The sequence below is a fragment of the Paraburkholderia sp. BR10954 genome (genome assembly GCF_040965775.1).
Lineage (GTDB): Bacteria > Pseudomonadota > Gammaproteobacteria > Burkholderiales > Burkholderiaceae > Paraburkholderia > Paraburkholderia youngii.
Genome location: NZ_JBFRCK010000031.1, coordinates 1 through 25,975, shown reverse-complemented (window position 1 = coordinate 25,975; position 25,975 = coordinate 1). Strand labels below are relative to the sequence as shown.

At 66.4% G+C, this 25,975-nt stretch carries 27 protein-coding genes and 1 pseudogene; 21 read left to right on the top strand and 7 right to left on the bottom strand.

Annotation, left to right across the window (positions count from 1 at the left end):
- Positions 1-86 precede the first annotated feature (86 nt).
- Entirely contained in the window at positions 87-569 is a 483-nt protein-coding gene (gene rfaE2, locus AB4Y34_RS31700) for a D-glycero-beta-D-manno-heptose 1-phosphate adenylyltransferase (RefSeq protein ID WP_368718268.1), read from the top strand.
- A 68-nt stretch (positions 570-637) separates the two neighbouring features.
- Here the strand turns inward: rfaE2 and AB4Y34_RS31695 are convergent, their stop codons facing one another.
- The 3 genes from AB4Y34_RS31695 to AB4Y34_RS31685 all read right to left on the bottom strand — a co-directional run bounded on the left by AB4Y34_RS31695 (position 638) and on the right by AB4Y34_RS31685 (position 2,730).
- The gene (locus tag AB4Y34_RS31695) at positions 638-877 is read right to left on the bottom strand and encodes a hypothetical protein (protein WP_368718267.1); all 240 of its coding nucleotides are present in this window, start codon (positions 875-877) and stop codon (positions 638-640) included.
- A gap of 78 nt (positions 878-955) precedes the next feature.
- Positions 956-1,795, bottom strand: coding sequence for a type III pantothenate kinase (locus AB4Y34_RS31690; protein ID WP_368718266.1), 840 nt, complete (start codon positions 1,793-1,795; stop codon positions 956-958).
- Complete coding sequence (locus AB4Y34_RS31685) at positions 1,792-2,730, bottom strand: biotin--[acetyl-CoA-carboxylase] ligase (RefSeq protein WP_368718265.1); 939 nt, start codon at positions 2,728-2,730, stop codon at positions 1,792-1,794. The genes AB4Y34_RS31690 and AB4Y34_RS31685 overlap by 4 nt, the downstream gene beginning before the upstream one ends.
- A gap of 148 nt (positions 2,731-2,878) precedes the next feature.
- Here AB4Y34_RS31685 and AB4Y34_RS31680 point away from each other — a divergent pair, with 148 nt between their 5' ends.
- The 10 genes from AB4Y34_RS31680 (at position 2,879) to AB4Y34_RS31635 (ending at position 11,652) form a co-directional block, all read left to right on the top strand.
- Positions 2,879-4,012, top strand: coding sequence for an MlaE family ABC transporter permease (locus AB4Y34_RS31680; protein ID WP_368718264.1), 1,134 nt, complete (start codon positions 2,879-2,881; stop codon positions 4,010-4,012).
- Positions 4,009-4,887, top strand: coding sequence for an ABC transporter ATP-binding protein (locus AB4Y34_RS31675; protein ID WP_176385431.1), 879 nt, complete (start codon positions 4,009-4,011; stop codon positions 4,885-4,887). Before AB4Y34_RS31680 ends, AB4Y34_RS31675 begins: the two co-directional genes overlap by 4 nt.
- A 46-nt stretch (positions 4,888-4,933) precedes the next feature.
- On the top strand, positions 4,934-5,911 hold the full coding sequence (locus AB4Y34_RS31670) for an MlaD family protein (RefSeq protein ID WP_176385429.1): 978 nt from the start codon (positions 4,934-4,936) through the stop codon (positions 5,909-5,911).
- A gap of 30 nt (positions 5,912-5,941) precedes the next feature.
- Entirely contained in the window at positions 5,942-6,568 is a 627-nt protein-coding gene (locus AB4Y34_RS31665; protein WP_176385427.1) for an ABC-type transport auxiliary lipoprotein family protein, read from the top strand.
- Positions 6,569-6,599: 31 nt separating this feature from the next.
- Positions 6,600-7,757, top strand: a complete 1,158-nt coding sequence (locus tag AB4Y34_RS31660; protein WP_368718263.1) for a VanZ family protein — start codon at positions 6,600-6,602, stop codon at positions 7,755-7,757.
- 129 nt (positions 7,758-7,886) lie between these two features.
- Positions 7,887-8,210: a ferredoxin gene (locus tag AB4Y34_RS31655; RefSeq protein ID WP_176122244.1), complete on the top strand. Its 324-nt coding sequence runs from the start codon at positions 7,887-7,889 to the stop codon at positions 8,208-8,210.
- A gap of 32 nt (positions 8,211-8,242) precedes the next feature.
- Positions 8,243-8,887, top strand: coding sequence for an alpha/beta hydrolase (locus AB4Y34_RS31650; RefSeq protein ID WP_176385423.1), 645 nt, complete (start codon positions 8,243-8,245; stop codon positions 8,885-8,887).
- A gap of 321 nt (positions 8,888-9,208) precedes the next feature.
- Complete coding sequence (locus AB4Y34_RS31645; protein WP_176109679.1) at positions 9,209-10,438, top strand: D-alanyl-D-alanine carboxypeptidase family protein; 1,230 nt, start codon at positions 9,209-9,211, stop codon at positions 10,436-10,438.
- Between the two features lie 13 nt (positions 10,439-10,451).
- Positions 10,452-11,411 (top strand): D-amino acid aminotransferase, encoded by a 960-nt coding sequence (locus AB4Y34_RS31640; RefSeq protein WP_368718262.1) that lies wholly within the window; start codon positions 10,452-10,454, stop codon positions 11,409-11,411.
- Positions 11,383-11,652, top strand: coding sequence for a DUF493 family protein (locus AB4Y34_RS31635; protein WP_013088246.1), 270 nt, complete (start codon positions 11,383-11,385; stop codon positions 11,650-11,652). Before AB4Y34_RS31640 ends, AB4Y34_RS31635 begins: the two co-directional genes overlap by 29 nt.
- Before the next feature lie 21 nt (positions 11,653-11,673).
- Here AB4Y34_RS31635 and AB4Y34_RS31630 read toward each other — a convergent pair whose 3' ends face one another.
- Complete coding sequence (locus AB4Y34_RS31630) at positions 11,674-12,657, bottom strand: transcriptional regulator GcvA (protein ID WP_176122239.1); 984 nt, start codon at positions 12,655-12,657, stop codon at positions 11,674-11,676.
- A gap of 98 nt (positions 12,658-12,755) precedes the next feature.
- On the opposite strand from AB4Y34_RS31630, the gene AB4Y34_RS31625 reads away from it, so the two are divergent.
- The 7 genes from AB4Y34_RS31625 to AB4Y34_RS31595 all read left to right on the top strand — a co-directional run bounded on the left by AB4Y34_RS31625 (position 12,756) and on the right by AB4Y34_RS31595 (position 20,927).
- Positions 12,756-13,082 carry a DUF2917 domain-containing protein gene (locus AB4Y34_RS31625; protein WP_368718261.1) on the top strand — a complete coding sequence of 109 codons (327 nt, stop codon included), beginning with the start codon at positions 12,756-12,758 and terminating at the stop codon, positions 13,080-13,082.
- 118 nt (positions 13,083-13,200) lie between these two features.
- The gene (gene lipB / locus AB4Y34_RS31620) at positions 13,201-13,926 is read left to right on the top strand and encodes a lipoyl(octanoyl) transferase LipB (protein ID WP_176385417.1); all 726 of its coding nucleotides are present in this window, start codon (positions 13,201-13,203) and stop codon (positions 13,924-13,926) included.
- A 13-nt stretch (positions 13,927-13,939) separates the two neighbouring features.
- Positions 13,940-14,947, top strand: coding sequence for a lipoyl synthase (lipA, locus tag AB4Y34_RS31615; protein WP_368718260.1), 1,008 nt, complete (start codon positions 13,940-13,942; stop codon positions 14,945-14,947).
- A 110-nt stretch (positions 14,948-15,057) separates the two neighbouring features.
- Complete coding sequence (gene ugpQ / locus AB4Y34_RS31610) at positions 15,058-15,810, top strand: glycerophosphodiester phosphodiesterase (RefSeq protein WP_176385413.1); 753 nt, start codon at positions 15,058-15,060, stop codon at positions 15,808-15,810.
- 377 nt (positions 15,811-16,187) lie between these two features.
- Complete coding sequence (locus AB4Y34_RS31605; RefSeq protein WP_176109672.1) at positions 16,188-17,468, top strand: dicarboxylate/amino acid:cation symporter; 1,281 nt, start codon at positions 16,188-16,190, stop codon at positions 17,466-17,468.
- A gap of 152 nt (positions 17,469-17,620) precedes the next feature.
- Positions 17,621-19,546, top strand: a complete 1,926-nt coding sequence (locus tag AB4Y34_RS31600; protein WP_368718259.1) for an ATP-binding protein — start codon at positions 17,621-17,623, stop codon at positions 19,544-19,546.
- A gap of 31 nt (positions 19,547-19,577) precedes the next feature.
- Positions 19,578-20,927, top strand: a complete 1,350-nt coding sequence (locus AB4Y34_RS31595; protein WP_368718258.1) for a sigma-54-dependent transcriptional regulator — start codon at positions 19,578-19,580, stop codon at positions 20,925-20,927.
- Between the two features lie 59 nt (positions 20,928-20,986).
- On the opposite strand, the gene AB4Y34_RS31590 is transcribed toward AB4Y34_RS31595, so the two are convergent.
- Entirely contained in the window at positions 20,987-21,523 is a 537-nt protein-coding gene (locus AB4Y34_RS31590; RefSeq protein ID WP_176122234.1) for a TlpA disulfide reductase family protein, read from the bottom strand.
- Between the two features lie 205 nt (positions 21,524-21,728).
- Here AB4Y34_RS31590 and AB4Y34_RS31585 point away from each other — a divergent pair, with 205 nt between their 5' ends.
- Positions 21,729-22,412, top strand: a complete 684-nt coding sequence (locus tag AB4Y34_RS31585) for a hypothetical protein (RefSeq protein WP_176385405.1) — start codon at positions 21,729-21,731, stop codon at positions 22,410-22,412.
- Between the two features lie 332 nt (positions 22,413-22,744).
- On the opposite strand, the gene AB4Y34_RS31580 is transcribed toward AB4Y34_RS31585, so the two are convergent.
- Entirely contained in the window at positions 22,745-24,352 is a 1,608-nt protein-coding gene (locus AB4Y34_RS31580; RefSeq protein WP_368718257.1) for a YifB family Mg chelatase-like AAA ATPase, read from the bottom strand.
- 120 nt (positions 24,353-24,472) lie between these two features.
- Positions 24,473-24,727, bottom strand: coding sequence for an accessory factor UbiK family protein (locus AB4Y34_RS31575; protein ID WP_176109667.1), 255 nt, complete (start codon positions 24,725-24,727; stop codon positions 24,473-24,475).
- A 385-nt stretch (positions 24,728-25,112) separates the two neighbouring features.
- Between AB4Y34_RS31575 and AB4Y34_RS31570 the strand changes: the two genes are divergently transcribed.
- Together AB4Y34_RS31570 and AB4Y34_RS31565 are read left to right on the top strand one after the other, a co-directional pair.
- Positions 25,113-25,451, top strand: coding sequence for a P-II family nitrogen regulator (locus tag AB4Y34_RS31570; protein WP_013088261.1), 339 nt, complete (start codon positions 25,113-25,115; stop codon positions 25,449-25,451).
- A 46-nt stretch (positions 25,452-25,497) separates the two neighbouring features.
- A pseudogene (locus AB4Y34_RS31565) lies at positions 25,498-25,975 on the top strand (ammonia channel protein); the annotation flags it as partial.

Sequence of the window (25,975 nt, the reverse complement as noted above, 5' to 3'; positions counted from 1 at the left end):
GCTTCGAGCCGCCCAGCGTGTATCGTGGCGGCACCCTGCATTCCTCTTCCCGCAACTTCGCAACTCCCCAACTCTGTGACCGTGCGATGACCGCCATCTTTGAACGCAAGATTCTGACGCGCGATGCCCTGGTGAAGCTGCGTCCTGCGCTGCGCGCGCCCGTCGTGTTTACGAACGGCGTGTTCGATATTCTGCATCGCGGTCACGTCACCTATCTGGCCGACGCGAAGGCGTTGGGCGCGTGCCTGATCGTCGGTGTGAATAGCGACGCATCGGTGCGGATGCTCGGCAAAGGCGACGACCGGCCGATCAACAACGAGGCTGACCGCATGGCCTTGCTCGCGGCGCTGGAAAGCGTCGACTACGTGGTGGGCTTCGGCGAGAAAACACCGGTCGAGCTGATTTGCGCGCTGCGCCCGGACGTGCTCGTGAAGGGCGGCGACTACGACATGGACGCGCTACCCGAATCGGCGCTCGTGCGCGGTTGGGGCGGCAAGGCGCTCGCGATCGCGTTCGAGCATGATCGCTCGACGACCGCGCTGTTGAAGAAGGTGCGCACGCAGGATTGATGCTGCGCGTTGCCGCGCGAACGCGCGGCGCAATGCCGAGCGTCTGATCGACCGCGTCGCTCGGCCGATTACTGCGGCAACTCCGATGTCGAAATCGGTGCCTGCGGCGCGGGTCCGCCGACCACGGCCTGATCGGCCGCATCGGCGGCGCTGACCGGGCGCACCTTCAGCCAGTTCGGATGAATCTGGCGATTCAGGTGATTTGGCTCGCGTCCGCTGGCGCTGGGTATCGGGCCGAAGGCGCCACGCAGCGCGACGAAAGCCAGCACGTTGACAACAATCAGAATGGCGATCGGCCAGCGAAGCATCGTGGGTGTTTCCAATCCAGAAAGAAGTTGAGCGCGGGGTCTGAGGGCGCAACTCGGCCGCACCCGCCCGGCAGGCATTCAGCCGGTTTGGCGCGCCGTATCCTCGGCGGCGATCAGCGCGAGCCCCGACAGCACCAGCGAATCGTGGCGAGTATGCGGCACTTTCAGCGCGCTCGCCACTTCGTCGGCGGCGCCGCCGCTGACCACGAGACGCACCGGCACTTGCCATTCATCCTGCAGATCCCGCCACATCCGCTCGGTCAATCCGGCCTGCGCCAGCGTGCAGCCCGCCGACAGCGAGCGCGGCGTATCCGTTGCGAAAAACGGACCGCGTCGTGCCGCGTCGGCTGTAGCGGCCCCGCCGAGCAGACCGCGCGCGTACTTGGCGTCGAGCGTCGGCAGTTGTGCGGTGTGCTCACCGAGCGAGCGCATCATCAGCGTCCAGCCCGGCGCAATCAATCCGCCGATAAACGCGCCGTCCGCACGCAACGCCTCGAGCGTCGTCGCGGTGCCGAAGGTCGCGAGCAGCAGATGTTCGCCGGGAAAGGCCGCGTGCGCGCCGATCATGCCGCACCAGCGGTCGCTACCGAGCGAGTGCGGTGTCGTATAGCAATTGGTCACGCCGCATTGATGAGCGCTCGCGCCGATCGTCGCGAGCGGCAGTTGCGGCCAGTACGCTTCGACGAGCGCGGCGATGTCCGTCGCGATCTGCGTGCCCGCGACGTTGGAGAGCCACGCGCCGCAGGGCGCTGGCAAGTCGGCCCAACCGGTCTGCGAAGCAGATTGCGCGCGTGGCCCGGCAATGTCGTGATGCGCGAGCGCACCGCTCGCCAACTGCGTCCCGTCCGGCTGCACCAGCGCCCACTTGATCCGGCTATTGCCCGCGTCGATCAGCAGATAAGGCGCGCGCTGCGTCATGCGGCACCGTCGACGAGGCGCAGCGACACGTCGCCGGTCGCGATGCTCTGGCGGCCTTCGGCCGTATCGAGCAGCAACTGGCCGCGTTCGTCGACGCCCGCCGCCACGCCGCGCGCGAGTTCTTGACCCTGCTCGAGCAGCACCACCTCGCGGCCCGCGTATGCATGCACGCCGTTCCAGCGAGCCTGGAACGGTGCGAAGCCTTCAGCGCCGAAGCGCTGCAGCATCGGTTCGAGCGCGTTCAATTCGGCGGCCAGCGTATCGGTCAGATTCGCGTTCGGCAGCGCGCGCTGCAACGCGGTCGGCACGGTGCCGCGCGCCTGCGGCGATACCTCGGCGTTCAGCGCGCCGACCTTCGCCGCGAGTTCGTCGGCACCCTTCACGTTGGTGCCGATGCCGATCACGACCGCACTCGCATCGTCGGTGCTCCACGCGGTTTCGATCAGGATGCCGGCGAGCTTGTCGCCTTCGAGCAGCACGTCGTTCGGCCACTTCAGCGCGATCTGTCCGGGACCCGCGACCGGCAGCGAGCGCAGCCCGTCGACGAGCGCGACGCCCACCGCGAGGCTCAAGCCCGCGAGCCCTTCGAGCGGGCGCGGCAACACGCACGCGACCGAAAACAGCAGCGCGTTGCCGGGCTCCGCATACCACGGCCGGCCACGACGGCCACGCCCGGCGGTCTGCAGATACGCGACGCGCACGATCGGCCGCGGCAGCGCGTTCGCGTGTCGCGGTAGTGCTTTCATGTGGGCCATCAGATCGGCGTTGGTCGAACCGGTTTCTTCGACGATTTCGATCGGCCAGTCATGCGCATGCGCGCCGAACAGTTTGACCGCGCGCTCGCGATCGATGCGCCAGTCGGCCGAAGCCGACGACGAGGCCGCGGCCGCGCTTGCCGCAGCGGGCGGAGAGGCGGGAGTCTTGGAGGCATTCATGCCTCGTATTGTAGCCACAGCAAACCCGCCTGGGACTCGAATGCGGACCGGCGAAGAGGCGACGCGGATCGATGCACATCCTGGCGGACCGGGCGGCCGAGCCTTCGTTACAATGGCCGCTAATCCGATAACCAGATTCACGCGATCCTTGAACTACGACACTCCGCCCGGCCTTGAAGTCGCGGCCGGCAGCCAAGGCAAGATCGTCCGTCTCTCGGGCCAGTGGACGGCGCTCGCGCTCGCGCGCGATCGCGACACCGGGCACGTGATTCCGCAACTGCGTTCGCTGACCGGAGCGCAGGGCATCGGCGGGTGGGACCTGTCGCGCGTCGACAGCATGGACCACGTCGGCGGCCAGGCGCTGTGGCGCGTATGGGGCCGCAAATTGCCGCCGGGCACCGCGCTCACGGATACGCAGCGCGACATCTTCGAGCGCATCGCGCTGCTCGACACGGTGCGCGAGAGCGCCGAGCCGGTCACGCGCTTCGATCCCTTCACGCGTCTCGGCCTTGGCATCTTCTCGTTCGTCGAGCACATGCAGGGCGGCGTCACGATGCTCGGGCGCTTCGTGCTCGATCTGCTCGCGATCGTGCGCAAACCGAAACTCACGCCGTGGACCGAAATCTCCGCGAACATCTACAACGCCGGCGCCCGCGCGCTGCCGATCACTGCGCTCGTCGCGTTCCTGATCGGCATCGTGTTGAGCTATCTGTCGGCACAGCAATTGCGCATCTTTGGCGCGAACCAGTTTATCGTCAATATTCTCGGCCTCGCGGTGATTCGGGAACTCGGCCCGGTCTTGTCGGCGATTCTGGTGGCGGGCCGCTCGGGCTCGGCGATCACCGCGCAGATCGGCGTGATGCGCGTGACCGAGGAGCTCGACGCGATGCGCGTGATGGGCATCCCGCACGGTCTGCGGCTGATCCTGCCGCGCGTGATCGCACTGTCCGTCGCGATGCCTCTGCTCGTGATGTGGACCAACGTGATCTCGTTGACAGGCGGTGCGCTCGCCGCGAAGCTCGTGCTCGGTATCGACATGAGCTTCTTCGCGCGGCAGCTGCCCGTCGTCGTGCCGATCGCGAACCTGTGGATCGGCCTCGGCAAGGGCGCGGTGTTCGGCATGCTGATCGCGCTCGCCGGCTGTCATTTCGGTTTCCGTATCAAGGCCAATTCGCAGAGTCTCGGCGAAGGCACGACGACCTCGGTGGTCACGTCGATCACCATCGTGATTCTCGCGGACGCGGTGTTCGCGATCCTCTTTCAGAACGTGGGGCTCGGATGATCGCGCCACTAACCGAAGCCGTACGCGGCCAGCCCGTACCGTCGATCGCCGAGCCGGTGATCGAGGTGATCGACATCACCAAGCGCTACGGCCGCAACATCGTGCATCAGCATCTGAGCCTCGACGTGCGGCGCGGCGAGATCGTGTCGATCGTCGGCGGCTCGGGCTCGGGCAAGACCACGCTGGTGCGGCAGATTCTCGGCCTCGAGCGGCCGTCGCGGGGCACGATCAAGCTGTTCGGCGAAGACCTCGCCACGATCTCGCCCGAGACCGCGCTGCTGATGCGCAGCCGCTCCGGCATGCTGTTCCAGCGCGGCGCGCTGTTCTCGTCGCTGTCCGTGTTCGACAACGTCGCGCAACCGGTGCGCGAGCTCGGCAAGGTGCCCGAAGACCTGCTGCGCGACATCGTGATGCTGAAGCTCGAAATGGTCGGGCTGCCGTGCAAGCACGCGTCGAAGATGCCGTCGGCGCTGTCGGGCGGCATGATCAAGCGGGTTGGCATCGCGCGCGCGATCGCGCTCGAACCCGAACTGCTGTTCCTCGACGAACCGACCGCCGGCCTCGACCCGCAGGCATCCGACGAATTCGTCGAGCTTATCTCGGGGCTGCATCGCGCGCTCGGTCTGACAGTCGTGATGATCACGCACGATCTCGATACGATGGTCGCGTTGTCGACGCGCGTGGCCGTGCTCGCTGATCGGAAAGTGCTCGTCAACGCGCCGGTCGAGGAGGCCGCGGGCGTCGACCATCCGTTCATCCGCGAATATTTCCTCGGCCTGCGCGGGCGCCGCGCGCTGCAGGCGCTCCCGCCGGAGCGCCGCGCGAAGCTGCCGCAGGCGGCGCTCGAGCCGGCGTCGTCCGAGTTGTCGCTGTGAGGCCGGCCGTCATCAAGCGGGCCGCTATGAATCAGGAAAACTGACCATGGAAAACAAAGCGCATGCTTTCTGGGCCGGGCTTTTCACGGTCGTGCTGACGGCGGCGATCGCGCTGGCCGCGTATCTGTTCAATGTCGACCGCACCGTGCGAGTGCCATACGACCTGATCGCACGCACCAACGTGACCGGCCTCTTTGCGGACGCGGCGGTGCGCTTTCGCGGCCTCGACGTCGGCCGGGTACAGTCGATCAAGTTCGATCCGACCCATCCGGGGCAGATCCTGATCCGCATCATGGTCGACGAGCACGCACCGATCACGCATTCGACGTTCGGCAGCCTCGGCTTGCAGGGCGTGACCGGCATCGCGTTCATCCAGCTGGACGATACCGGGCGCGACCTGACGCCGCTGCACTCGTCGGTGCACCAGGTCGCGCAATTGCCGATGCACCCCGGTCTGTTCGACCAGTTGCAGCAGCGCGGCGACGTGCTGCTGCGCAAGCTCGAAAAAGTCACCGACAGCGTGAACGACATGCTCTCGCCGGAAATGGTCGAACAGCTGCACGAGACGGCGGCGAGCATCGCGCAGGCGGCTTCGGGCGTCGCGACGCTGACTCGTGAGATGGCGCCGGTCGCCAGCAAGCTGCCCGGCACGATCGACCAGCTGAACCACACGCTCGCGTCGACCGACCAGATGATCACCGGCCTGAACCGTCCGGACGGACCCCTCGAGCGCAATCTGAACAAGGTCGGCACGGCCGCGCAGCAGGCGGGCGATGCGCTCGCGCAGATGAACACATCGCTGCAGGACCTGTCCGCGCGGGTCGGCTTCGAGACGCTGCCGCGCGTCAATTCGCTGACCGAGGACGTGCGCTCGGCGGCGCAATCGATCGATCGCGCCGCCGACACCTTCAATACCAATCCGCGCAGCGTGCTGTTCGGCGCGCCGCGCGCGGCGCCGGGTCCGGGCGAGGCCGGCTTCGCGTGGCCCGCCGCCGCCACGCCCGCAGCCCCCGCAGCCCATTAAATTCGCAGGCTAGAACAGAGGAAGATGCCCATGTCACGCTCGATTCACCGACTGTTGTCCTCGCGCGCCGCGCTCGCGGCGCTGCTCGCGTTCGGCGTGCTGGCGGCGGGCTGCGCGGGCACGTCCGCGGTCGTGTCGGACGTCCGCTACGACTTCGGACCGCCGCCGCAGGCCGCCGCCACGAGTCGGCTGGCGGCCGTCAAGGTGCTCGAGGTCAGCGCGCCGTCCGTGCTCGAATCGGACCGGCTGACGTATCGGCTGAGCTACGCCGATGCGCAGCAGATGGCCGCCTACGCCAACAGCCACTGGACGATGATGCCGTCGCAACTGCTGACGCAGCGCCTGCGCAACGCGCTGAGCGAGCGCGGCACCGTGCTGACGGGCGCGGACGGCGTGAGCGCGCCGGTGCTGCGGGTCGATCTGACAGAGTTCGAGCAGGTGTTCGCCAGCCCGACCGACAGCCACGGTGCGATCACCGCGCGCGCCACGCTGATGCAGGGTGGCAAGGTGGTCGGCCAGCACACCTTCGTCGCGCACGCGCCCGCGCATTCGGCGGATGCGGCCGGCGGCGCGCGGGCGCTCGCCGCGGCCAGCGACGATCTCGTCGCGCAGATCGCCACGTGGCTCGGCTCGCAGGCGCTGGTCGCCGCGCAATGACGGGCAGGCAGCGCACGCAAAGGAGCGCCGCATGAGCGAACGCCCGTGGCTGCGCCGCCCGTCGACGCTGGCACGTCGGGCGCTGCTGCTGTACGCCGCGCTGATCGTGTACGGCTCGTGGTATCCGTTCTCGGGGTGGCGCTCGCTCGGCATCGCGCCGTTCGCCTATCTGTTCGATCCGATGCCGCAGTACCTGACAGCATTCGACGTCGTCACCAACGTGCTCGGCTATATGCCGTTCGGCGCGCTGGTGGTGCTTGCGGTGTATCCGCGGCGGCGGGGCACGCCGGCCGTCGCGCTCGCGTTCGTGTTGGGCGGACTGCTGTCGGGCACGATGGAAGCCGTGCAGACCTACCTGCCGACCCGCGTCGCCTCCAATCTCGACCTTGCGGCCAACACGCTCGGCGCGCTAATCGGCGCGGCGATGATGTCGCCGTTGACCGGCGCGCTGCTCGATCGCGGCCTGCTCAGGCGTCTGCGGCTGCTGTGGTTCGAGCGCGGCCATGCGACGCTCGCGTGCATCGTCGCCGCGTGGCCGTTCGCGACGATGTTTCCGGCGCCGCGCCTGTTCGGCCTTGGCAACTGGCCGCGCGCGCTGTGGCTGAGCGTCGATCCGGCCACCCAGGACGCGCTGCTTGCGTGGACGCCGTCTGCATGGCAGGTCGGCACATGGCCGGCGGCGGCCGCCGCGTGGCTTGACGACGACACATGGGAAGCGCTGATCACGACGCTGAACCTGTTCGCGGCGCTCGCGCTCGCGTCTCTGCCGATGCGCCGTCATGCGCCGCGCGTGCGCCTGCTGTTCGTGTTCATCGTCGCGACCTTATGCGTGAAGGCCGCCGCGACGTTCCTGCAATCGCAATCGGGCCTCGCGTTCGACTGGGCGACGCCGGGCGCGTTGCTCGGACTCGTCTGCGGCACCGTCGCGGCGCTCGTCGCGGTGCCGCTGCGGCGGCGCGTGCGCGCGACGCTCGCCGGGGTCGCGCTGGTCATCGCACTCGTGTTCGTCAATCTGCTGCCGGTGAATCCGTATTTCGACGCGGTGCTCGCCGACTGGAGGCAGGGACGCTACCTGCATTTCAACGGACTCGCGCGTTGGCTCGCGTGGATGTGGCCCTATGCGGCGCTGGTGTGGCTCGCGTTCGCGGTCGAGCGGGCGTGGCTGAAGCGGCGCGTGAAGCCGGCCTGACGTGCTCGCGCTGCGGCCGCCAGGCCCCGGCGCGTGCACAGCCCGGTCGCTATAATCGTCCGCACGACGGGCGCTTCGGCATGCCGACTGCGCCATTGCACTTCCTTTCAGGCTCGCCTCCCGAACATCATGGATTCCTTTTATAAGCACCACGTTTTCTTCTGTCTGAATCAACGCGACCCCGGCGCCGAGCGTCCGAGCTGCGCGAACTGCAATGCGCAGGCGATGCAGGAGTACGCGAAAAAACGCGTGAAGCAACTCGGGCTCGCCGGTCCCGGGCAGGTGCGCATCAACAAGGCCGGCTGCCTCGATCGCTGCGAACTGGGCCCGGCGCTCGTCGTGTATCCCGAGGCGGTCTGGTACACCTACGTCGACGAGAGCGACATCGACGAGATCGTCGAATCGCATCTCGTGAACGGCAAGGTCGTCGAGCGTCTGAAGATCGATCAATAACGCGAACCACGAAACGATCCACAGGCATCCCGATGAACGTCAACACGAAGAAGTATCTGATCGACGGCCCGGTCGGCAAGATCGAGGTCGCGCTGGACCTGCCCGACGACGTGCGCGATAAACGCGCCGCGCCGCGCGGCATTGCGCTCGTCGCGCATCCGCATCCGCTGTTTGGCGGCACGATGGACAACAAGGTCGCGCAGACACTCGCGCGCACGCTCGTGCAACTGAACTACGTCACGTACCGGTCGAATTTCCGCGGCGTCGGCCAGACTCAGGGCGAACACGACGCGGGCGTCGGCGAGCGTGACGATCTGTGCGCGGTGCTCGAGCACATGCGCGCCGATCCGGACTTTGGCGATCTGCCGCTCGTGCTCGCGGGCTTTTCGTTCGGCACCGTGGTGCTGTCGCACGTCGCGGCGAAGCTGCGCGACGAAGGCAAGGAAATCGAGCGCATCGTGTTCGTCGGTACCGCGGCGAGCCGCTGGGACGTCGCGCCGGTGCCCGAAGGCACGCTCGTGATTCACGGCGAAGTCGACGAGACCGTTCCGATCCAATCCGTGTTCGACTGGGCGCGGCCGCAGGAACTGCCGGTCGTCGTGATTCCGGGCGCCGAGCACTTTCTGCATCGTAAGCTTCACATCCTGAAGCGCATCATCGTCGACGCCTGGCGCTGAAACCGCGCGACACGCGTTTGAAGGGGGACAGGTACGCGCAAACGTGTGCAAATCAACGACACACGCACGAAGTTGACCAGGTAGCGCGCGTATAATGAGCGCTCTTTTTTTGGGCACAGCGCCGCCCAGCCGGCAGAATCGCGCGCCGCGGAATCATTTCGCGGGAGGGCGCGGCCGGGTGCTTAGCGCTGTGCTCGCGAACCGATTGCGTCGCCATCAGTCCAACGGGCGCCCGCCGTTTTACGGCCAGATGCCCCGCCGACCGGCTCCCCCAACTCCGCGCGCTGTCGCGCAACGTATTTTTCTGCACCAATCGACCCTATGCGTTTCTCCTCCTCTGGCCGCACGTCTTTCCCGTCAGTCGCTTCTTTCATTCCCACTTCGCTCAACCGTGCCATCACCGTCGGCCTCGTGCTGCCGGCCACGCTGGTCGCGAGCACCGCGTTCGCGCAGGTGCCCCCGCCGGGCGTCAACGCGCGCTCGTGGGTGCTCGTCGATGCGACCAGCAACCAGGTGCTCGCGTCCGCCAATGCCGACGAACGCGTCGAACCGGCGTCGCTGACCAAGCTGATGACCGCGTATCTGGTGTTCGAAGCGCTCGGCACCAAGAAGATCACGATGGATCAGAGCATCGAGCCGAGCGAAGCCGTGCGGCGCGTGCGCAACGACGAGTCGCGCATGTTCATCGAGGCGCTCAAGCCGGTGACCGTGCACGACCTCGTGTACGGCATGATCGTGCAGTCGGGCAACGACGCGGCGATCGCGCTCGCCGAACTGGTGGGCGGCAACGAGGCGCAGTTCGTCGACATGATGAACAAGGAAGCGCAGAAGCTCGGCATGAAGAACACGCATTTCGCCGACGTGAACGGCATGCCCGACCCGCAGCACTACACGACCGCGGGCGATCTCGCGATCCTGTCGGCGCGCCTGATCCGCGACTATCCGGACTACTACAACATCTTCTCGGTCAAGGAATTCACGTACAACAAGATCAAGCAGCCGAACCGCAACCGTCTGCTGTGGATCGACCCGAGCGTCGACGGTCTCAAGACTGGTCACACGCAAGCGGCCGGCTACTGCCTGATCGCGAGCGCGAAGCGTCCGCTGCCCGGCACGACCGACGCGTCGCGCCGTCTCGTCTCGGTGATGATGGGCGAGACCAAGGAACACGACCGCGTGCAGGACAGCCTGAAGATGCTGAACTACGGCTATACCGCGTATGACACGACGCGTCTGTACAAGGCGAACCAGGTCGTGGCCACGCCGCGCGTCTACAAGGGTTCGCAGGACAGCGTGCAGGTCGGCGTGAAGAGCGACCAGTACATCACTCTGCCGAAGGGCGCCGGCGACAAGGCGAAGCCGCAGATCGAACTGAACGATCCGCTGATCGCGCCGATCGCGAACGGCCAGCAGATCGGCACCGCCAAGCTCGTCGCCGACGGCAAGGTGCTCGCGCAGTTCCCGGTGCTCGCGCTGCAGCCGGTGCCGCAAGCCGGTGTGGTCGGCCGCGTGTGGGATTCGCTGATGCTGATGTTCAACAAGAAAAAGTAAGGGCTACGTCGCAATGACCGCTGTCTGCGAGGTTGCGCCGGACCCGATCGTTTATCTGAACGGCGAACTGGTGCCGTTGTCCGAAGCGCGCGTGCCGGTGCTCGACCGCGGCTTCATTTTCGGTGACGGCATTTACGAAGTGGCGCCGTTGTACGCGCACGCGAGCGGCCGCCGCACCGCGTTTCGTCTGAAGCAGCATCTGGCGCGGCTCGCGCGCTCGGTCGGCAAGGTCGGCATCGCCAATCCGCTCGACGACGCCGGCTGGCGCGAGCTGATCGAGCGGGTGGTCGAGGCCAACGAAGCGGACGGCGGCTTGCGTGCCGATCAGGACGCGATCGCGTACATTCAGGTGACGCGCGGCGTCGCGAAGCGCGCTCACGCGTTTCCGGCCGGCGTGAAGCCGACCGTGTTCGTGATGGTTACCGCGCTGAGCCTGCCCGGCGCCGCGCAACGCGCGAGCGGCGTCGCGTGCGTGAGCGCGGAGGATCGTCGCTGGCTCAATTGCGATATCAAGTCGGTGTCGCTGCTCGGCAACGTGCTGATGGCGCAATACGCGGCCGAAAACGACGCCTTCGAGACGCTGCAGTTCCGCGATGGTTTGCTGACCGAAGGGTCGTCGTCGAACGTGTGGGTCGTGAAGGATGGCGTGCTGGCCGCGCCGCCGCGCAGCAACAAGATTCTCGAAGGAATCCGCTATGGGCTCATCGAGGAGCTGACGGCCAAATGCGGCATACGCTTCGAGGCGCGCGACATCACCGAGGCCGAAGTGCGCGCGGCCGATGAAATCATCGTCAGCTCGGCGACCAAGGAAGTGCTGCCGGTCACGCGGCTCGACAGCGCGCCGGTCGGCGCGGGCCAGCCGGGCGTGGTGTTTGCGGCGCTGTATGCGGCGTATCAGCGAGCCAAGGCGGCCGAAGCCGCCGCGGCGCAAGAAGGAGTAGAGAATGAATCCCGAGAACGACTCACTGTTTGAATTTCCCTGCGATTTCCCGATCAAGATCATGGGCAAATCGCACCCCGAGTTTGCCGCGACGATCGTCGAAGTGGTGCGCGAGTTCGATAGCGAGGTCGATGCGTCGCGCGTCGAGACGCGGCCGTCGAGCAGCGGCACCTACACAGGGCTGACCGTCCACGTGCGCGCGACGAGCCGCGCGCATCTCGACGACATCTATCGCGCGCTGACCGGCCATCCGATGGTCAAGGTCGTGCTGTAACGCCGCACGCGGTTTTTCACCTCACGGCGCAGCGCGCAACGCGTCCGCCGTCGCCCCCTCCGCCGCAAGGCGCGCACTCGCCTCGGGCCCCGCCGCGCAGGCGAGATCGAACAGCTGCCTGAAGCGCGCCACCTCATCGAACACCCAGTCGCGAAACGCCTTGACCCGCGCGGTCTCCAGCGTCTGCGGCAGGCAGACCAGATAGTATTGCCACGGGCTGGGCCCATCCACATCGAACAGCCGCACGAGCCGGCCTGCTGCGATTTCGTGCATCGCGAGCGAGCGGCGCGTGAGCGCAACCCCCTGGCCGTCGACGGCCGCCTGCAGCAGATTCGACGAATCCTGATACAGCACGCCGCGTTTCGGCTCCGGCCAGTCGGTGAGGCCGGCGGCGTCGAACCACGGGCGCCATAGCTCGTCGTCGGAGCGCAGCAGCGGGACTTTGGCGAGATCGGCCGGGGTTTGAGGCAGCTTGCCGCCGTTGAAGTTGGGCGAGCAGGCCGGGAAGAAAATCTCGTCGAGCAGCAGCTCGGCGTGCAGTCCCGGATATTTGCCGAAGCCGAAACGGATCGCCACGTCGACGTCGTCGCGCGCGAAGTCCGTCAGCGCGTTGGTGGTCAGCAGCTCGAGATCCCACTGCGGATTCGCCTCGATAAAGCTGCCGATGCGCGGCGTCACCCAGCGCGCCGCGAACGACGACAGCATCGATATCACGAGGCGCCGCTCGCGGTCGCCGGCGCGTATCGCGCGGGTCGCATCGGCGAGTTCCATCAGCGCGGCGCGCACCTGGGTGGCGTAACGGCGGCCGGTTTCGGTGAGGCGCACGCGCTTGCCGTCACGCGCAAACAGCGACACGCCGAGCTCGGCCTCGAGCCCGCGGATCTGGTGGCTGACCGCGCCGTGCGTGACGAAGAGCTCGTCGGCGGCGCGCGAAAAGCTCTCGTGGCGGGCGGCGGCTTCGAACGCCTTGATCGCGTTCAGAGCGGGGAGTTGACGCAGGTCCATCGCAATATTTCTCACATAGACGTGAAAATTGATCGTTTTGCCCAAGTCCTTGCTGCACCTAGGATTCTAGTCAGGAAACGATTTTTGGCGAGGGCCTCATGCGAGAAATTTCCTCTAGCATTGCATATGAAATCCGCGCTGGCGACACGCTGCCGCTGAAGGTCGCGCGCAGCACGAAGCTGATCGTGCGCGGCGGCGCAGTGTGGGTCACGCGCAGCGACGACACCAAAGACTACTGGCTGCAGCCCGGCCAGACGCTGCATCTGCGCCGCGGCGAGCGGCTCTGGCTCAGCGCCGAGGGCGCCACGTTCGCAAAGGTCACGTTCTCGGTGCCGACCCGCTGCGACAAGCGCGCGCTGAACTGGTTCGCGCGCATCGGCGAGCGCTGGATGATGCGCGTGCGCGGCGGCTGGCGCACGGTTTGAGCGTGGGTGCGGCGGCTGCGCCGCGTCTTACGATGGGGCTGGCGGCGCGCCAGTCCCTCTGCGTTGCGTCCCGTCCCCTCGGGCGCGGTTTCCGAGATTTCGGTAAACTCGCGGGATCATGTGCGCCACCCCGGTTTCTCCGTCTCCTCTAGCTGCCATCGAGCCACCCAAGCTGCGCTGGCTCGGCCTCGAACCCTACCAGGTCAGTTTCGACGCGATGCGCGCGTTCACCGACGCCCGCACCGCCGACACCCCCGACGAAATCTGGCTCGTCGAACATCCGCCCGTCTTCACGCTCGGCCAGGCCGGCGATCCGGCTCACCTGCTCGCGGCCGACAGCAGCATTCCGCTCGTCAAGGTCGACCGCGGCGGGCAGATCACGTATCACGGGCCCGGCCAGGTGGTCGCGTATCTGTTGCTCGACCTGCGCCGGCGCAAGCTGATGGTGCGCGAGCTGGTCACGCGGATCGAGCAGGCCGTGATCGACACCCTGGCGGCGTATAATCTCGCCGGAGAACGCAAGGCGGGCGCCCCCGGCATCTACGTGGCGCCCGGGCCCGAGGCCGGGTCGCATGCCGGCGCGAAGATCGCGGCGCTTGGCCTGAAAATCCGCAACGGTTGCAGCTATCACGGCGTGAGTCTGAACGTGAACATGGACCTGCTTCCGTTTCTCGCGATCAATCCATGCGGCTACGCGGGGCTCGAAACGGTCGACATGGCGACGCTCGGCGTCGCCGCCGGCTGGGACCACGTGGCACGTACCCTCGCAGCAAGTCTCACCGCAAACCTCGACGGCAATCCCGCGGCCGTCGCCCAACCGCAGGCCGGTGCGCTCACCGCCTGACTGGATCGAACGAATGACTGACGTAACCGCGAATTCCGCAGCAGCCAACCCCGCGCCCGAAGGCGTGCCGGCCCCCGCCGCCTACGACGCTACCGCGAAGCAGAAAGCGCAAGCCAAGACCGCGCGCATCCCGATCAAGGTCGTCCCGATCGAAAAGCTGAAGAAGCCCGACTGGATTCGCGTGAAGGCGGCCACCGGCAACTCGCGCTTCTACGAGATAAAGCAGATCCTGCGCGAGCACAATCTTCACACGGTGTGTGAAGAGGCGAGCTGCCCGAACATCGGCGAATGCTTTGGCAAGGGCACCGCGACCTTCATGATCATGGGCGACAAGTGCACCCGCCGCTGCCCGTTCTGCGACGTCGGCCATGGCCGTCCCGATCCGCTCGACGCCGACGAACCGGCTAACCTCGCGCGCACCATCGCCGCGCTGAAGCTGAAGTACGTCGTGATTACCAGCGTCGACCGTGACGATCTGCGCGACGGCGGTGCGGCGCACTTCGTCGAATGTATTCGTCAGACGCGCGAGCTGTCGCCGCAAACGCGCATCGAGATCCTGACGCCAGACTTCCGCGGCCGCCTCGACCGCGCGCTCGGCATCCTCAACGCGGCGCCGCCCGACGTGATGAACCACAACCTCGAAACGGTGCCGCGTCTGTACAAGGAAGCGCGCCCGGGTTCGGACTACGCGCATTCGCTGAAGCTGCTGAAAGACTTCAAGGCGCTGCATCCGCAAGTCGCGACCAAGTCCGGCCTGATGGTCGGTCTCGGCGAAACCGAAGAGGAAATCCTGCAGGTGATGCGCGATCTGCGCGATCACGACGTCGACATGCTGACGATCGGCCAGTATCTGCAGCCGTCGGAGCACCATCTGCCGGTGCGCGCTTACGTGCATCCGGACACCTTCAAGATGTACGAGGAAGAGGCGTACAAGATGGGCTTCACGCACGCCGCGGTGGGCGCGATGGTTCGTTCGAGCTATCACGCCGACGTGCAGGCGCATGGAGCCGGCGTAGTCTGACGCGCTGACGCCTCGCCGCTGTTGCGTCGCTTCACGCCCGCAAAAACGAAAAGCCCGCCGATGTGCGGGCTTTTTTTTGAACCGTTCACCTATCAGTAAGGAAACGACACGTGGCAACTGGGATCGACCGCAGGACCTCCGCGCAATGGCCTTATCCGCGGCTGATCGCGCACCGCTGCGGCGGCACGCTCGCGCCGGAAAACACGCTGGCCGGTTTCGACGCCTGCGTGCGCTACGGCTATCGCATGGTCGAATTCGACGCGAAGCTGTCCGCCGACAACGCGTCGTTCCTGCTGCACGACGACACGCTCGATCGCACGACCAACGGCCACGGGCCCGCGGCCATGCATACGTGGCAGCAACTCGCCGCTCTGGATGCCGGCGCGTGGCGCGGCGCCGAGTTCGCCGGCACGCGGCTGCCGACGCTGGCCGACGCGGCCGGGCGTTGCGCGCGCGACGGCATCGCCGCGAACATCGAGATCAAGCCGTGTCCGGGCCGCGAAGTCATCACCGGCACGCTGGTCGCCGAAGGCGCGCTCGAGCTTTGGCGAGGGCGGACGCCGCCGCTCCTGTCGTCATTTTCGTTCGACGCGCTCGCCGCCGCGCGCGCTGCCGCGCCGTCGCTGCCGCGCGGCATGCTGTTCGAGCAGGTGCCGGCGGACTGGTTGAGCATCGTGCGTGAGCTCGACTGCGCATCGCTGCACGCGAGTCACCGTTATCTGAGCGAGCCGCTGGTCGCGCAGATCCGCGCGGCCGGGCTGCGCGTGCTCGCGTACACGGTGAACGATCCGGCGCGCGCGCGGGTGCTCGAAGAATGGGGCGTCGACATGATTTGCACGGATCGGATCGATCTGTTGAGCTGAAGTCGCGCTCGCGAGCTTCGCACCAACCCCTGCGGGTTTTCCCGCAACCGTGCGCGCACTGGATTCCGGATTCCCCGACGGCATTCGTCCGGATTTCCGGAATCCCGGACGGCGCGCGCCGCGCCTTGTCAAAAAACCCATAAGAATCAAGGCGCTTAGTCTGAAATTAAACTGGCATCGACCTTGCAATTTAAAACGCGTGGCCGCCACGGCCCGACATAAAAGCAAGGAGACAACGATGTCCGATTTCCCTTCCCGGTATTTCTGAATTCGTCGTCTTTGCAGCGGCCCGCAATCGGGCGCGCACGTGACGACGTTTCGTTCGCGTGTCGCGCGTCGCGGCGGGTCATTCGCTCATATCCCTCGCAGGAACCATCGTGAAGAAACCTATCCATAAAGTGCTGTACGTCCAGGTGATCGTGGCGATCATCATCGGCATCGTTCTCGGACATTTCTACCCGAATCTCGCCACCGACATGAAGCCGCTCGGCGACGGCTTCATCAAGCTGATCAAGATGGTGATCGGGCCGATCATTTTCTGCACGGTCGTGACGGGCATCGCCGGCATGGAAGACATGAAGAAGGTCGGACGCGTCGGCGGCAAGGCGCTGCTGTACTTCGAAATCGTCTCGACGTTCGCTCTGGTGCTCGGCCTCGCCGCCACGCACCTGCTGCGACCCGGCGCCGGCTTCAACGTCGACCCGGCCTCGCTCGATAGCCGCGCGGTCGCGTCGTACGCCGCGAAGGCGCACGGCCAGTCGACCGTCGACTTCTTCATGCACCTGATTCCGGACACGCTGTCGTCGGCGTTCGCGCAGGGTGAAATCCTGCAGATCCTGCTGATCGCGCTGCTGTTCGGCGCCGTGCTCGCGACGGCCGGTGAGAAGGGCAAGCCCGTCACGAACTTCATCGAAGGGCTCTCGCACATTCTGTTCGGCATGGTGCGCATCATCACGAAGCTCGCGCCGATCGGCGCGTTCGGCGCGATGGCCTTCACGATCGGCAAGTACGGCATCGGCTCCCTGCTGCCGATGCTCAAGCTGATCGGCACGTTCTATCTGACCTCGATCGTATTCGTGGTGGTCGTGCTCGGCGCAATCGCACGGATGGTGGGCTTCAACATCCTGCGTTTCGTCGCGTACATCAAGGAAGAGATGCTGATCGTGCTCGGCACGAGCTCGTCCGAAGCCGCGCTGCCGCAACTGATGCAGAAGCTCGAAAATCTCGGCTGCTCGCGCTCGGTGGTGGGCCTCGTGGTGCCGACCGGCTACTCGTTCAACCTCGACGGCACCAACATCTACATGACGATGGCGGTGCTGTTCATCGCCCAGGCGACCAACACCGACCTGTCGTGGGGCCAGCAGCTGACGCTGCTCGCGGTGACGATGCTGACCTCGAAGGGCGCGAGCGGCGTGACCGGCGCGGGCTTCATCACGCTCGCGGCGACGCTGGCCGTGGTGCCGACGATTCCGCTGTCGGGCATGGTGCTGATCCTTGGCATCGACCGCTTCATGAGCGAGTGCCGCGCGCTGACGAACATCGTCGGCAACGGTGTCGCGACGGTCGTCGTATCGGCCTGGGAAAAAGAGCTCGATCGCGCCAGGCTGAACAAGGTGCTGCGCGGCGAGGTGGCGGTCAAAGAGCCGGCCGGCGTTTGAGCCGCGCTCGCCAACCCAGTCGTGACCAGCGCGGACGCTTGAGCATGAAACCGGCGTCCGCGCGTCTTTCCGAGGCGTCTGCTGTCGCTCCGGCGTCCCCGGCACCTTCGACGCCTACCTCTGGCGGCGAGCCGTTGCCGCCCTATGCCACAATGTCCGATGCTCATCTATCGGACCTTGCCAACGTGACCCGCCGCCTGCTGATTCTCTTCGCGCTCGCAGCCGGGCTCGTGGCGGCATGCTGGCTCACCTACAGCCTTGCGTGGAAAAGCGGTGTCGACACGCTGCGGCGCAACGCCGCCGTGCGCGCCGAGCGCACCGCGAGGGCGCTCAGGAGCACGCTCGAGCGCTACGAATCGCTGCCTTATCTGCTCGCCGAGCATCCGATCGTGCAGGACGTGCTGATCGATCCGAACCCCGCCAACGTCCAGCGCGCGAATCTCTATCTCGAAGACCTGAACCGCCATGCGCGCGCGACGGTCACCTACATCATTTCGCTCGACGGCTACTGCGTCGCCGCCAGCAACTGGCGTGGCCCGGGCAGCTTCGTCGGCGCCGGCTATCAGTTCCGGCCGTATTTCGTCGATGCGATGAATGGCGGCGTCGGCCGCTTCTTCGGCATCGGCACGATTTCGCAGGCGCCCGGCTACTACATCTCGCAGCCGGTGCGGCGCGACGGCAAGATCGTCGGTGTGGCGGTCGTCAAGCTCGACCTCGAATGGTTTCAGGGCGTCGACGCGTCCGAGCCGCTCGTCGTCACCGACGATCATGGCGTGATCTTCCTGTCGTCGGTGCCGGCGTGGAAGTACCACACGATCCGGCCGCTGCCCGGCCGGATCGCCGATTCGATCTATCAGGCGCGCCAGTACGCGCAGCAGCCGATCGAGCCGCTGCCGGTGACGGTCGAGCGCATGCTCGAAGGCAATGCGCAGATTCTGCGCATCGGCGGCGGGCGCCTCGCACCGCGCTACCTGGCGTCGCGGCACGCGATGGGCGAGCCGGACTGGCATCTGATCACGATGTCCCCAGTCGATCCCGTCGATGCCGACGCGCTCAAGGCGACCATCGTCACCGGCTTCGGCTACGCGTCGCTGGTGCTGCTCGCGTTTTACTGGCGCATGCGGCGCGCGCGCGTGCGCGAAGTGATGCGCAGCCGCGCGCTGCTGCAGAAGGCGTATGCCGAACTGAACCAGCGCGTCGCCGAGCGCACCGCGGATCTGTCCGAGGCGAACCAGCAGCTGCACAAGGAAGTCGCCGAGCGCACCCGCGCCGAACAGGAGCTGCGCGCCGCGCACGACGAACTGATCCAGGCGAGCAAGCTCGCCGCGCTCGGCCAGATGGCGGCCGGCATCACGCACGAGCTGAACCAGCCGCTCGCGGCACTGCGCAGTTTCTCCGACAACACCCGCGTGCTGCTCGAACGCGGCGATCAGGCATCGGCGCGCGAGAATCTCGAAGCGATCGCGGCGCTCACCGAGCGCATGGGCAAGATCACCAATCAGCTGAAGCTGTTCGTCGGCCGCGCGCGGCCGCGCAGCGCACGCGCGTCGATCGTGCGGGCGCTGCGCAACGTCGTCGCGCTGCTGCAGAAGCGTCTGCAGGGTGTCGAGCTCGAATTCGTGCTGACCGATGTCGAGGCTGACACCGTCGCGCGCACGCCGCTGAATCTCGCCGACGATCATCCGGAGCTGATCGCGAATTGCGACGATCTGCGGCTCGAACAGGTGCTGATCAACCTGCTCGGCAACGCGCTCGACGCAACTGCCGGCATGAACCCGCCGCGTATCACGGTCGAGGTCGAGGCCGGCGCCGCGAACCTGTCGATCGCGGTCGGCGACAACGGCCCCGGCATTCCCGACGACGTGTTGCCGCACCTGTTCGAACCGTTCTTCACGACGAAGGAAATGGGCCAGGGGCTCGGCCTTGGCCTCGCGATTTCGTCGTCGATCGCGCGTGATTGCGGCGGCTCGCTGGTCGCGCGCAACGCGCCGCAAGGCGGTGCATCATTCGTGTTGACGCTGCGTCGCGCGCGCGTGCAGACCAGTCCTTCGCACGATCCGCTGACGGCGGGCTCCTGATTTCACACTGACGCATCACCCGGAACACGCAATGAACGACGGCCTGCAAGTGCTGTATATCGAAGACGACGAACTGGTGCGGCGCGCGAGCGTGCAGAGCCTGCAACTGGCCGGCTTCGACGTGATCGGCCATGCATCGGTCGAGGCGGCGGCGAGGCTGATCAGCGCGGACTTTTCCGGCGTGATCGTCAGCGATATCCGGCTGCCCGGCGCGAGCGGCCTCGATCTGCTCGCGCAGTGCCACGAGCGCGCGCCCGACGTGCCGGTGATTCTGGTCACCGGCCACGGCGATATCTCGATGGCCGTGCAGGCGATGCGCGATGGCGCCTACGACTTCATCGAAAAGCCGTTCGCGTCCGAGCGGCTGATCGAAACCGTGCGGCGTGCAATGGAGCGCCGCAAGCTCGTGCTCGAAAACATCGCGCTGCGCCGTGAGCTAGCCGGGCAGAACGCGGTGGCGCCGCGCATCATCGGCCGCAGTCCGGCGATCGAGCAGGTGCGGCGGCTGATCGCCAACGTCGCGCCGACCGATGCGTCCGTGCTGATCAACGGCGATACCGGCGCGGGCAAGGAGCTGATCGCACGCAGCCTGCACGAGCTGTCGCCGCGGCGCGACAAGCCGTTCATCGCGGTGAACTGCGGCGCGCTGCCCGAGCCGATGTTCGAATCGGAAATGTTCGGCTACGAGCCGGGCGCGTTCACCGGCGCGGCCAAGCGACGGATCGGCAAGCTCGAACATGCATCGGGCGGCACGTTGTTTCTCGACGAGATCGAGAGCATGCCGCTCGCGCTGCAGGTCAAGCTGCTGCGTGTGCTGCAGGATGGCGTGCTCGAGCGGCTCGGCTCGAATCAGCCGATTCGGGTCAATTGCCGCGTGGTCGCGGCGGCGAAGGGCGATATGGCCGAGCATGTCGCGGACGGCTCGTTCCGGCGCGATCTGCTGTACCGGCTCAACGTGGTGACGATTGCGCTGCCGCCGTTGAGCGAGCGTCGCGAGGACATCGTGCCGCTGTTCGAGCATTTCCTGCTCGATGCGGCGGTCCGTTATCAGCGGCCGGCGCCGATGCTCACCGATCGCCAGCGTGCGAGCCTGATGCAGCGCGACTGGCCGGGCAATGTGCGCGAGCTGCGCAATGCCGCCGACCGCTTCGTACTCGGCATCGCCGACGAACCGGTGCTGTCGTTCGACGAAGACGACGGGGCCACCCATCCGCTAAAGGAGCGTGTCGAGCAGTTCGAGCGCGCGATGATCGCCGAGGCGTTGGAACAGGCGGGCGGCGTGGTCGCGGTCGCGGCAGACCGGCTGCAGCTCGGCAAGGCGACGCTCTACGAGAAGATCAAGCGATATGGCCTTGCGGCCAAAGGGGATGGGGAGCGGTGAGGAGGAAGGCGCCGGCGGCGGGAAATTGCGCCGGCGCGTTGCGGACTGCTTGACCCGGCTTAAGCCGCGCCAGCTTTCAGCGCTTTCGCGAGCAACTGGTCGAGTTCCGCGAATTGCGGCTCGCCGACATAGCGCTTCAGGATCTTGCCGTCTTTATCGACGACGAAGGTGGTCGGCGTGAGCTGCACGTTGCCGAACTGCTTGGCGGCCGAGCCGTCGTCCATGGCGACCTTGAACGGCAGCTGACGCGTTTGCGTGTAGTTGGTCACGTACATCGGCGCGTCGTAGTTCATCGCCACCGCGACGAATTCGAGGCCCTGGCCCTTGAAGCGGTTATAGGTCTCGACCATCTGCGGCATTTCCTTCATGCAGGTGTCGCAGCTCGTTGCCCAGAAATTGACCAGATAAACCTTGCCTTTCAGGTCCGCGGTCGTGAGCTTCTGTCCCGACAGCAGCGTGAAGGTCGCATCCGGCACGCGCTGTTGACCGGCGAACGCCAGGTAACCGGCGACGGCGAGCGCAATGGCCACGGCCACCGCAATCAGATAGCGAAGCGGGTTCGTGCGCCGGGCGGCGGTCGGTGAATTGGAACTCATGGACGGAACCTCGTGAGTCGCGCGCGGCGCGGAACAATGGGTCGGTGCAATGGCGCTCGGGCCGGTGCTGAATAGCTTTTCCATTGTAGCTGCAATGGGGCGGCTGCGCCGAGGTCGCCGAAGCGTGCGGCTCGGCGCGACGGGCCAGAAGCCGATCAGCGGATAATGGCGTTTTACGCTCCGCAAGCCCGATCTCTTTCGCCCCATGCTCCAAATCGTTCTTCGCGTCTGCCGCTTGGTTGCCCGCGTTTCGTGCCGCTTTCCGTTGATCCGCCGAATTCCCGCCCGCCGTGCGGACGTCTTCCAGCCGGCGGGCCATTTCCTTCGCGCTCTCACGCGACCCGGTCACGCTCGTACCGTGCTCGGCGCGATGACGGCCGCGTTGGCCCTCGGCGTCGCGCTCAGCGCCTGCTCGCCGACCTTCGACTGGCGCACCGTGATGAACAACGACAAGGGCTACACGGTCGACTTCCCGGCCAAGCCGGGCAACGACCAGCGCGCGGTGAAGATCGACGGCACACTCATGCAGATGGCGATGCAGACTGCCGAAGCGGGCAATGCGGTCTTCGCGGTCGGCACCGTGATGCTGCCCGACGATAGCGACGCGACGCAGCGCGCCGCACTCGATTTCCTGCGCGCGGGACTGGCGCGCAACGTCGGCGCGACACCCGATGCTCACGCGGTGCAGATCCCGCTGGCGGCGGGCGGCAAGATTCCGGGGCAGGAAATGACGGTGAGCGGCGCCGCGGGCGCCAAACGCGAAACGCGCACCGTGTATGCGCGGCTCGTCGCGCGCGGCCGGCACGTGTACCAGGCTGCAATCATCGCCGATCAACCGCTGCCGCAAGACCAGGTCGACCAGTTTTTTTCGTCGTTCCAACTCTACTGAACGCGGTATTTTTGGCCGAACGGAAGCGCCTCAGAATGCCGAACGCAGTGAAAGTTCCTTCGCAGGTTTGCGCGCTAATTACCGGTTTACGTTGAGCTTTTTGAGTTACGCGCACAACCTGTGGATAACTCTGTTGAGAAGTCGCCTTCAAAGGCCGCAAAAGCCCATCAGACGGGCCTTTCATCAAAATCCATGAGCGCAGGGGGTTTTAAAAAAGTCAATTAAATCAATGGCTTGAAGGGATGCCTGTCTGCGCGCTTTCGAGTTGTATCAAAATCTAACAGGATCGTGGCTGTGTGAATAAGTCAAGTCTTGACAGTAGTTTTTTCTCATCATAACGAGCCAAAAGCGCGGCGGTATTGGATTGCCTCGGCAATCTGCGCGGCGGTCGGCATCGCCTCGCCAGCCAGATCCGCGACGGTGCGCGCGACCTTCAACACCCGGTAGTACGCGCGCGCCGACCAGCCGAAGCGCTCGCCGGCTTCGCGCAACAGTGCCTCGCCTGCTGCGTCCGGGCGGCACACATCGTCGACTTCGCGCCCGTCCAATTCGCGGTTGGTCTTGCCTTGCCGGACCAGTTGCCGTTCGCGCGCAGCGCTTACGCGGTGTGCGATCGCCGCGCTTGCCTCGCCGGCGGTAGCGGCGCGGGCCGCGAGTTCGGTGGCGGTCAGAGCTGGAATTTCCAGCTGGATGTCGATGCGGTCGAGCAGCGGTCCCGACAATTTACGCAGATAGCGCGCCGCAACTTCGGGCGTACAGCGGCAGCGCCCGCCCGGATCGCCGCGCCAGCCGCACGGGCACGGGTTCATTGCGGCGATCAGTTGGCAGGCGGCGGGGAAGTCCGCTTGCCAGGCGGCGCGCGAGATCGTGATCCGGCCGGCTTCGAGCGGCTCGCGCAGCGTTTCGAGCACCACGCGGTCGAATTCAGGAAGCTCGTCGAGAAACAGCACGCCCAGATGCGCGAGCGTGATCTCGCCAGGCTGCGGCGGATTGCGTCCGCCGACCAGCGCCGCCGCGCTCGACGAATGGTGCGGCGCGCGAAACGGCCGCTGCCGCCACTGCGACGGCTTGAAGCCGATGCGGCTCGCCGACAGCAGCGCGGCGGAAGCGAGCGCTTCGTCGTCGGTGATGGACGGCAGCAGGCCGGGCAGGCGCGCCGCGAGCATCGACTTGCCGGCGCCGGGCGGCCCGATCAGCAGCACGTGATGGCCGCCGGCCGCCGCGACTTCGAGTGCGCGCCGCGCGGCGCGCTGGCCGATCACGTCAGCCATGTCCGGCGCCGGAGCGGGGGCGTGCTCGTGGAGCTCGGGTGCGGCGACCGGGCTAAGACGCGCGTCAGGCGCGCCTGCGAGGTGCGCGCATAGCGACGGCAGATCGGCGGCACCGTACACATCGACACGGGGCACGAGCGCCGCTTCCGCCGCGCTAGCGGCCGGCAGGTAGAGCTGTGGGGTGTGGAACGCCTGCGCGGCTACTTGATCGAGGAGGGCTGGCAACGCGGAACGCGTTTCAGATGATGCGTCGGCGTCTGCGCTCGTCAGAGCGCCCCGTGCGGTGCCGCATGCCATCGCGAACGCGCCGCGCATCGGCCGCAGCGCGCCGGTCAGCGACAGCTCGCCGGCGAACTCGCGATGGAGCAGCGATTCTGCCGGAATTTGCCCACTCGCGGCGAGGATGCCGAGCGCGATAGGCAGATCGAAACGACCGGATTCTTTCGGTAGATCGGCGGGCGCGAGGTTGACGGTGATGCGGCGGACCGGGAAATCAAAACCGCAGTTCTGCAGCGCCGCGCGCACGCGCTCACGGCTCTCGCGCACTTCCAGGTCGGGCAGGCCGACGATCGAAAAGGACGGCAGTCCATTGGCGAGGTGAACCTCGACGGTCACTTCGGGCGCACGGCCAGCGGCCGGCGCGCGGCTGCGCACCACGGCAAGCGACATATTCCCTCCCGTCGGACAGCGCGCTCACTTCGCGCGCAAATCCCCTAAAACGCTGATGACGTCACGGCCCGCTTGCCGGTGATGTGCGGCACTGCGCAGCGCGAAGGCTGCAACCAGTGCTTACGGCGTCTGCGTGAGCGGCAGCTTCTGTTCGAGCTCGGCGACGCGGCGCTCGAGTTCTTCCAGGCGCGCGCGCGTACGCACGAGCACCTGGGTCTGCGTATCGAATTCCTCACGCGTGACCAGATCGAGCTTCGAGAAGCCCTGCGTCAGCATTGCTTTGACGTTGCGTTCGACATCCTTGGCCGGCGAATTCTTGAACAGATCGCTGACGCGAGCCTGGAAGTCGTTAAAAACGTCGTTCGGTTGTTTCATCGTGTTCCCCTTGGTGCACAAAAAATGTGCATGTTTCATTGCGCCCGTGCCCCGTTGCGGCGAATGGGCGGTCCTGGTGCGCGCGGCCGGTTCGCTGCCGCGGCCTCGTGAGCGTGATTGGTGCGCGCCTCGCGTTCAGAACGTTCGAACACTCTAGCAACGATCCCCCCGCCGCGCCACCGCCGGCCGCGCCGCTGGCCGTTCGGACAAGGCCGCCCGGGCGTGCGGCGCCACGCGCGCGACGCGCAGTCAGACACGATATGGCATAAGAGTTGCTGTTACTGCCGCGCGCGCACTGCCAGGACAGTTTTACCGGGCGCAGGAGACCGCGGTCACGGGTACGCAACGGGCCAGTAACGGTTCAGCAACAACTAGCGAGGATTTCATGAAACTCATTACCGCAATCATCAAGCCGTTCAAGCTGGATGAAGCGCGCGAAGCCCTGTCGGCGATCGGCGTGTCGGGCATCACGGTGACCGAAGTCAAAGGCTTCGGACGGCAGAAGGGCCACACCGAGCTGTATCGGGGCGCTGAATACGTGGTTGATTTTCTGCCGAAGGTGAAGATCGAAGCGGCGGTATCGGACGACATCGTGGATCAGGCGATCGAGGCGCTCGAGCGCGCGGCGCGAACCGGCAAGATCGGCGACGGCAAGATCTTCGTCACGCCGATCGAGCAGGTGGTTCGGATCCGCACCGGCGAGACCGGCGCGGACGCACTGTAAAAAATCAGAGCATAGCGACACGGATCGCGACAAGAGGAAAACCAAGATGCGCAAACTCATGATGTCCCTGCTGATGGCCGGCTCGCTGCTCGCGGCCGGTGTCGGCACCGCCCTCGCGGACGACGCGTCCGCTCCCGCGGCCGCCTCCGCTCCCGATACGACGGCGAGCGCGCCCGCACCGGACGCCTCCGCCGCAGTCGCTGCCCCGGCTGCTTCGGCTCCCGCCGCCGAAGCGTCCGCCGCGCCGGCCGCAAGCGCACCGGCCGCCACCGACGCGTCGGCTGCCGCAGCCGCAGCCGCGCCGACCGCACCGTTCTCGGTCGATTCGTCGAAGATCAACTCCGGTGACACCGCGTGGATGTTGACTTCCACCGCGCTGGTGCTGTTCATGACGATTCCGGGCCTCGCACTGTTCTACGGCGGCATGGTCCGCAAGAAGAACGTGCTCGCGACGCTGATGCAAAGCTTCGCGATCACCTGTCTGGTGACGATCGTCTGGACCGTGGTCGGCTACAGCCTCGCGT

Coding starts and splice junctions, on each gene's coding strand:
- AB4Y34_RS31645 (WP_176109679.1), top strand. CDS start 9,209: ATGCGTTTCTCCTCCTCTGGCCGCACGTCTTTCCCGTCAGTCGCTTCT.
- AB4Y34_RS31600 (WP_368718259.1), top strand. CDS start 17,621: ATGTCCGATGCTCATCTATCGGACCTTGCCAACGTGACCCGCCGCCTG.
- AB4Y34_RS31665 (WP_176385427.1), top strand. CDS start 5,942: ATGTCACGCTCGATTCACCGACTGTTGTCCTCGCGCGCCGCGCTCGCG.
- AB4Y34_RS31695 (WP_368718267.1), bottom strand. CDS start 877: ATGCTTCGCTGGCCGATCGCCATTCTGATTGTTGTCAACGTGCTGGCT.
- rfaE2 (WP_368718268.1), top strand. CDS start 87: ATGACCGCCATCTTTGAACGCAAGATTCTGACGCGCGATGCCCTGGTG.
- AB4Y34_RS31675 (WP_176385431.1), top strand. CDS start 4,009: ATGATCGCGCCACTAACCGAAGCCGTACGCGGCCAGCCCGTACCGTCG.
- AB4Y34_RS31570 (WP_013088261.1), top strand. CDS start 25,113: ATGAAACTCATTACCGCAATCATCAAGCCGTTCAAGCTGGATGAAGCG.
- AB4Y34_RS31630 (WP_176122239.1), bottom strand. CDS start 12,657: ATGGACCTGCGTCAACTCCCCGCTCTGAACGCGATCAAGGCGTTCGAA.
- AB4Y34_RS31580 (WP_368718257.1), bottom strand. CDS start 24,352: ATGTCGCTTGCCGTGGTGCGCAGCCGCGCGCCGGCCGCTGGCCGTGCG.
- AB4Y34_RS31640 (WP_368718262.1), top strand. CDS start 10,452: ATGACCGCTGTCTGCGAGGTTGCGCCGGACCCGATCGTTTATCTGAAC.
- AB4Y34_RS31655 (WP_176122244.1), top strand. CDS start 7,887: ATGGATTCCTTTTATAAGCACCACGTTTTCTTCTGTCTGAATCAACGC.
- AB4Y34_RS31650 (WP_176385423.1), top strand. CDS start 8,243: ATGAACGTCAACACGAAGAAGTATCTGATCGACGGCCCGGTCGGCAAG.
- lipB (WP_176385417.1), top strand. CDS start 13,201: ATGTGCGCCACCCCGGTTTCTCCGTCTCCTCTAGCTGCCATCGAGCCA.
- AB4Y34_RS31585 (WP_176385405.1), top strand. CDS start 21,729: ATGCTCCAAATCGTTCTTCGCGTCTGCCGCTTGGTTGCCCGCGTTTCG.
- AB4Y34_RS31670 (WP_176385429.1), top strand. CDS start 4,934: ATGGAAAACAAAGCGCATGCTTTCTGGGCCGGGCTTTTCACGGTCGTG.
- AB4Y34_RS31690 (WP_368718266.1), bottom strand. CDS start 1,795: ATGACGCAGCGCGCGCCTTATCTGCTGATCGACGCGGGCAATAGCCGG.
- AB4Y34_RS31595 (WP_368718258.1), top strand. CDS start 19,578: ATGAACGACGGCCTGCAAGTGCTGTATATCGAAGACGACGAACTGGTG.
- AB4Y34_RS31685 (WP_368718265.1), bottom strand. CDS start 2,730: ATGAATGCCTCCAAGACTCCCGCCTCTCCGCCCGCTGCGGCAAGCGCG.
- lipA (WP_368718260.1), top strand. CDS start 13,940: ATGACTGACGTAACCGCGAATTCCGCAGCAGCCAACCCCGCGCCCGAA.
- AB4Y34_RS31635 (WP_013088246.1), top strand. CDS start 11,383: ATGAATCCCGAGAACGACTCACTGTTTGAATTTCCCTGCGATTTCCCG.
- AB4Y34_RS31575 (WP_176109667.1), bottom strand. CDS start 24,727: ATGAAACAACCGAACGACGTTTTTAACGACTTCCAGGCTCGCGTCAGC.
- AB4Y34_RS31590 (WP_176122234.1), bottom strand. CDS start 21,523: ATGAGTTCCAATTCACCGACCGCCGCCCGGCGCACGAACCCGCTTCGC.
- AB4Y34_RS31660 (WP_368718263.1), top strand. CDS start 6,600: ATGAGCGAACGCCCGTGGCTGCGCCGCCCGTCGACGCTGGCACGTCGG.
- AB4Y34_RS31625 (WP_368718261.1), top strand. CDS start 12,756: ATGCGAGAAATTTCCTCTAGCATTGCATATGAAATCCGCGCTGGCGAC.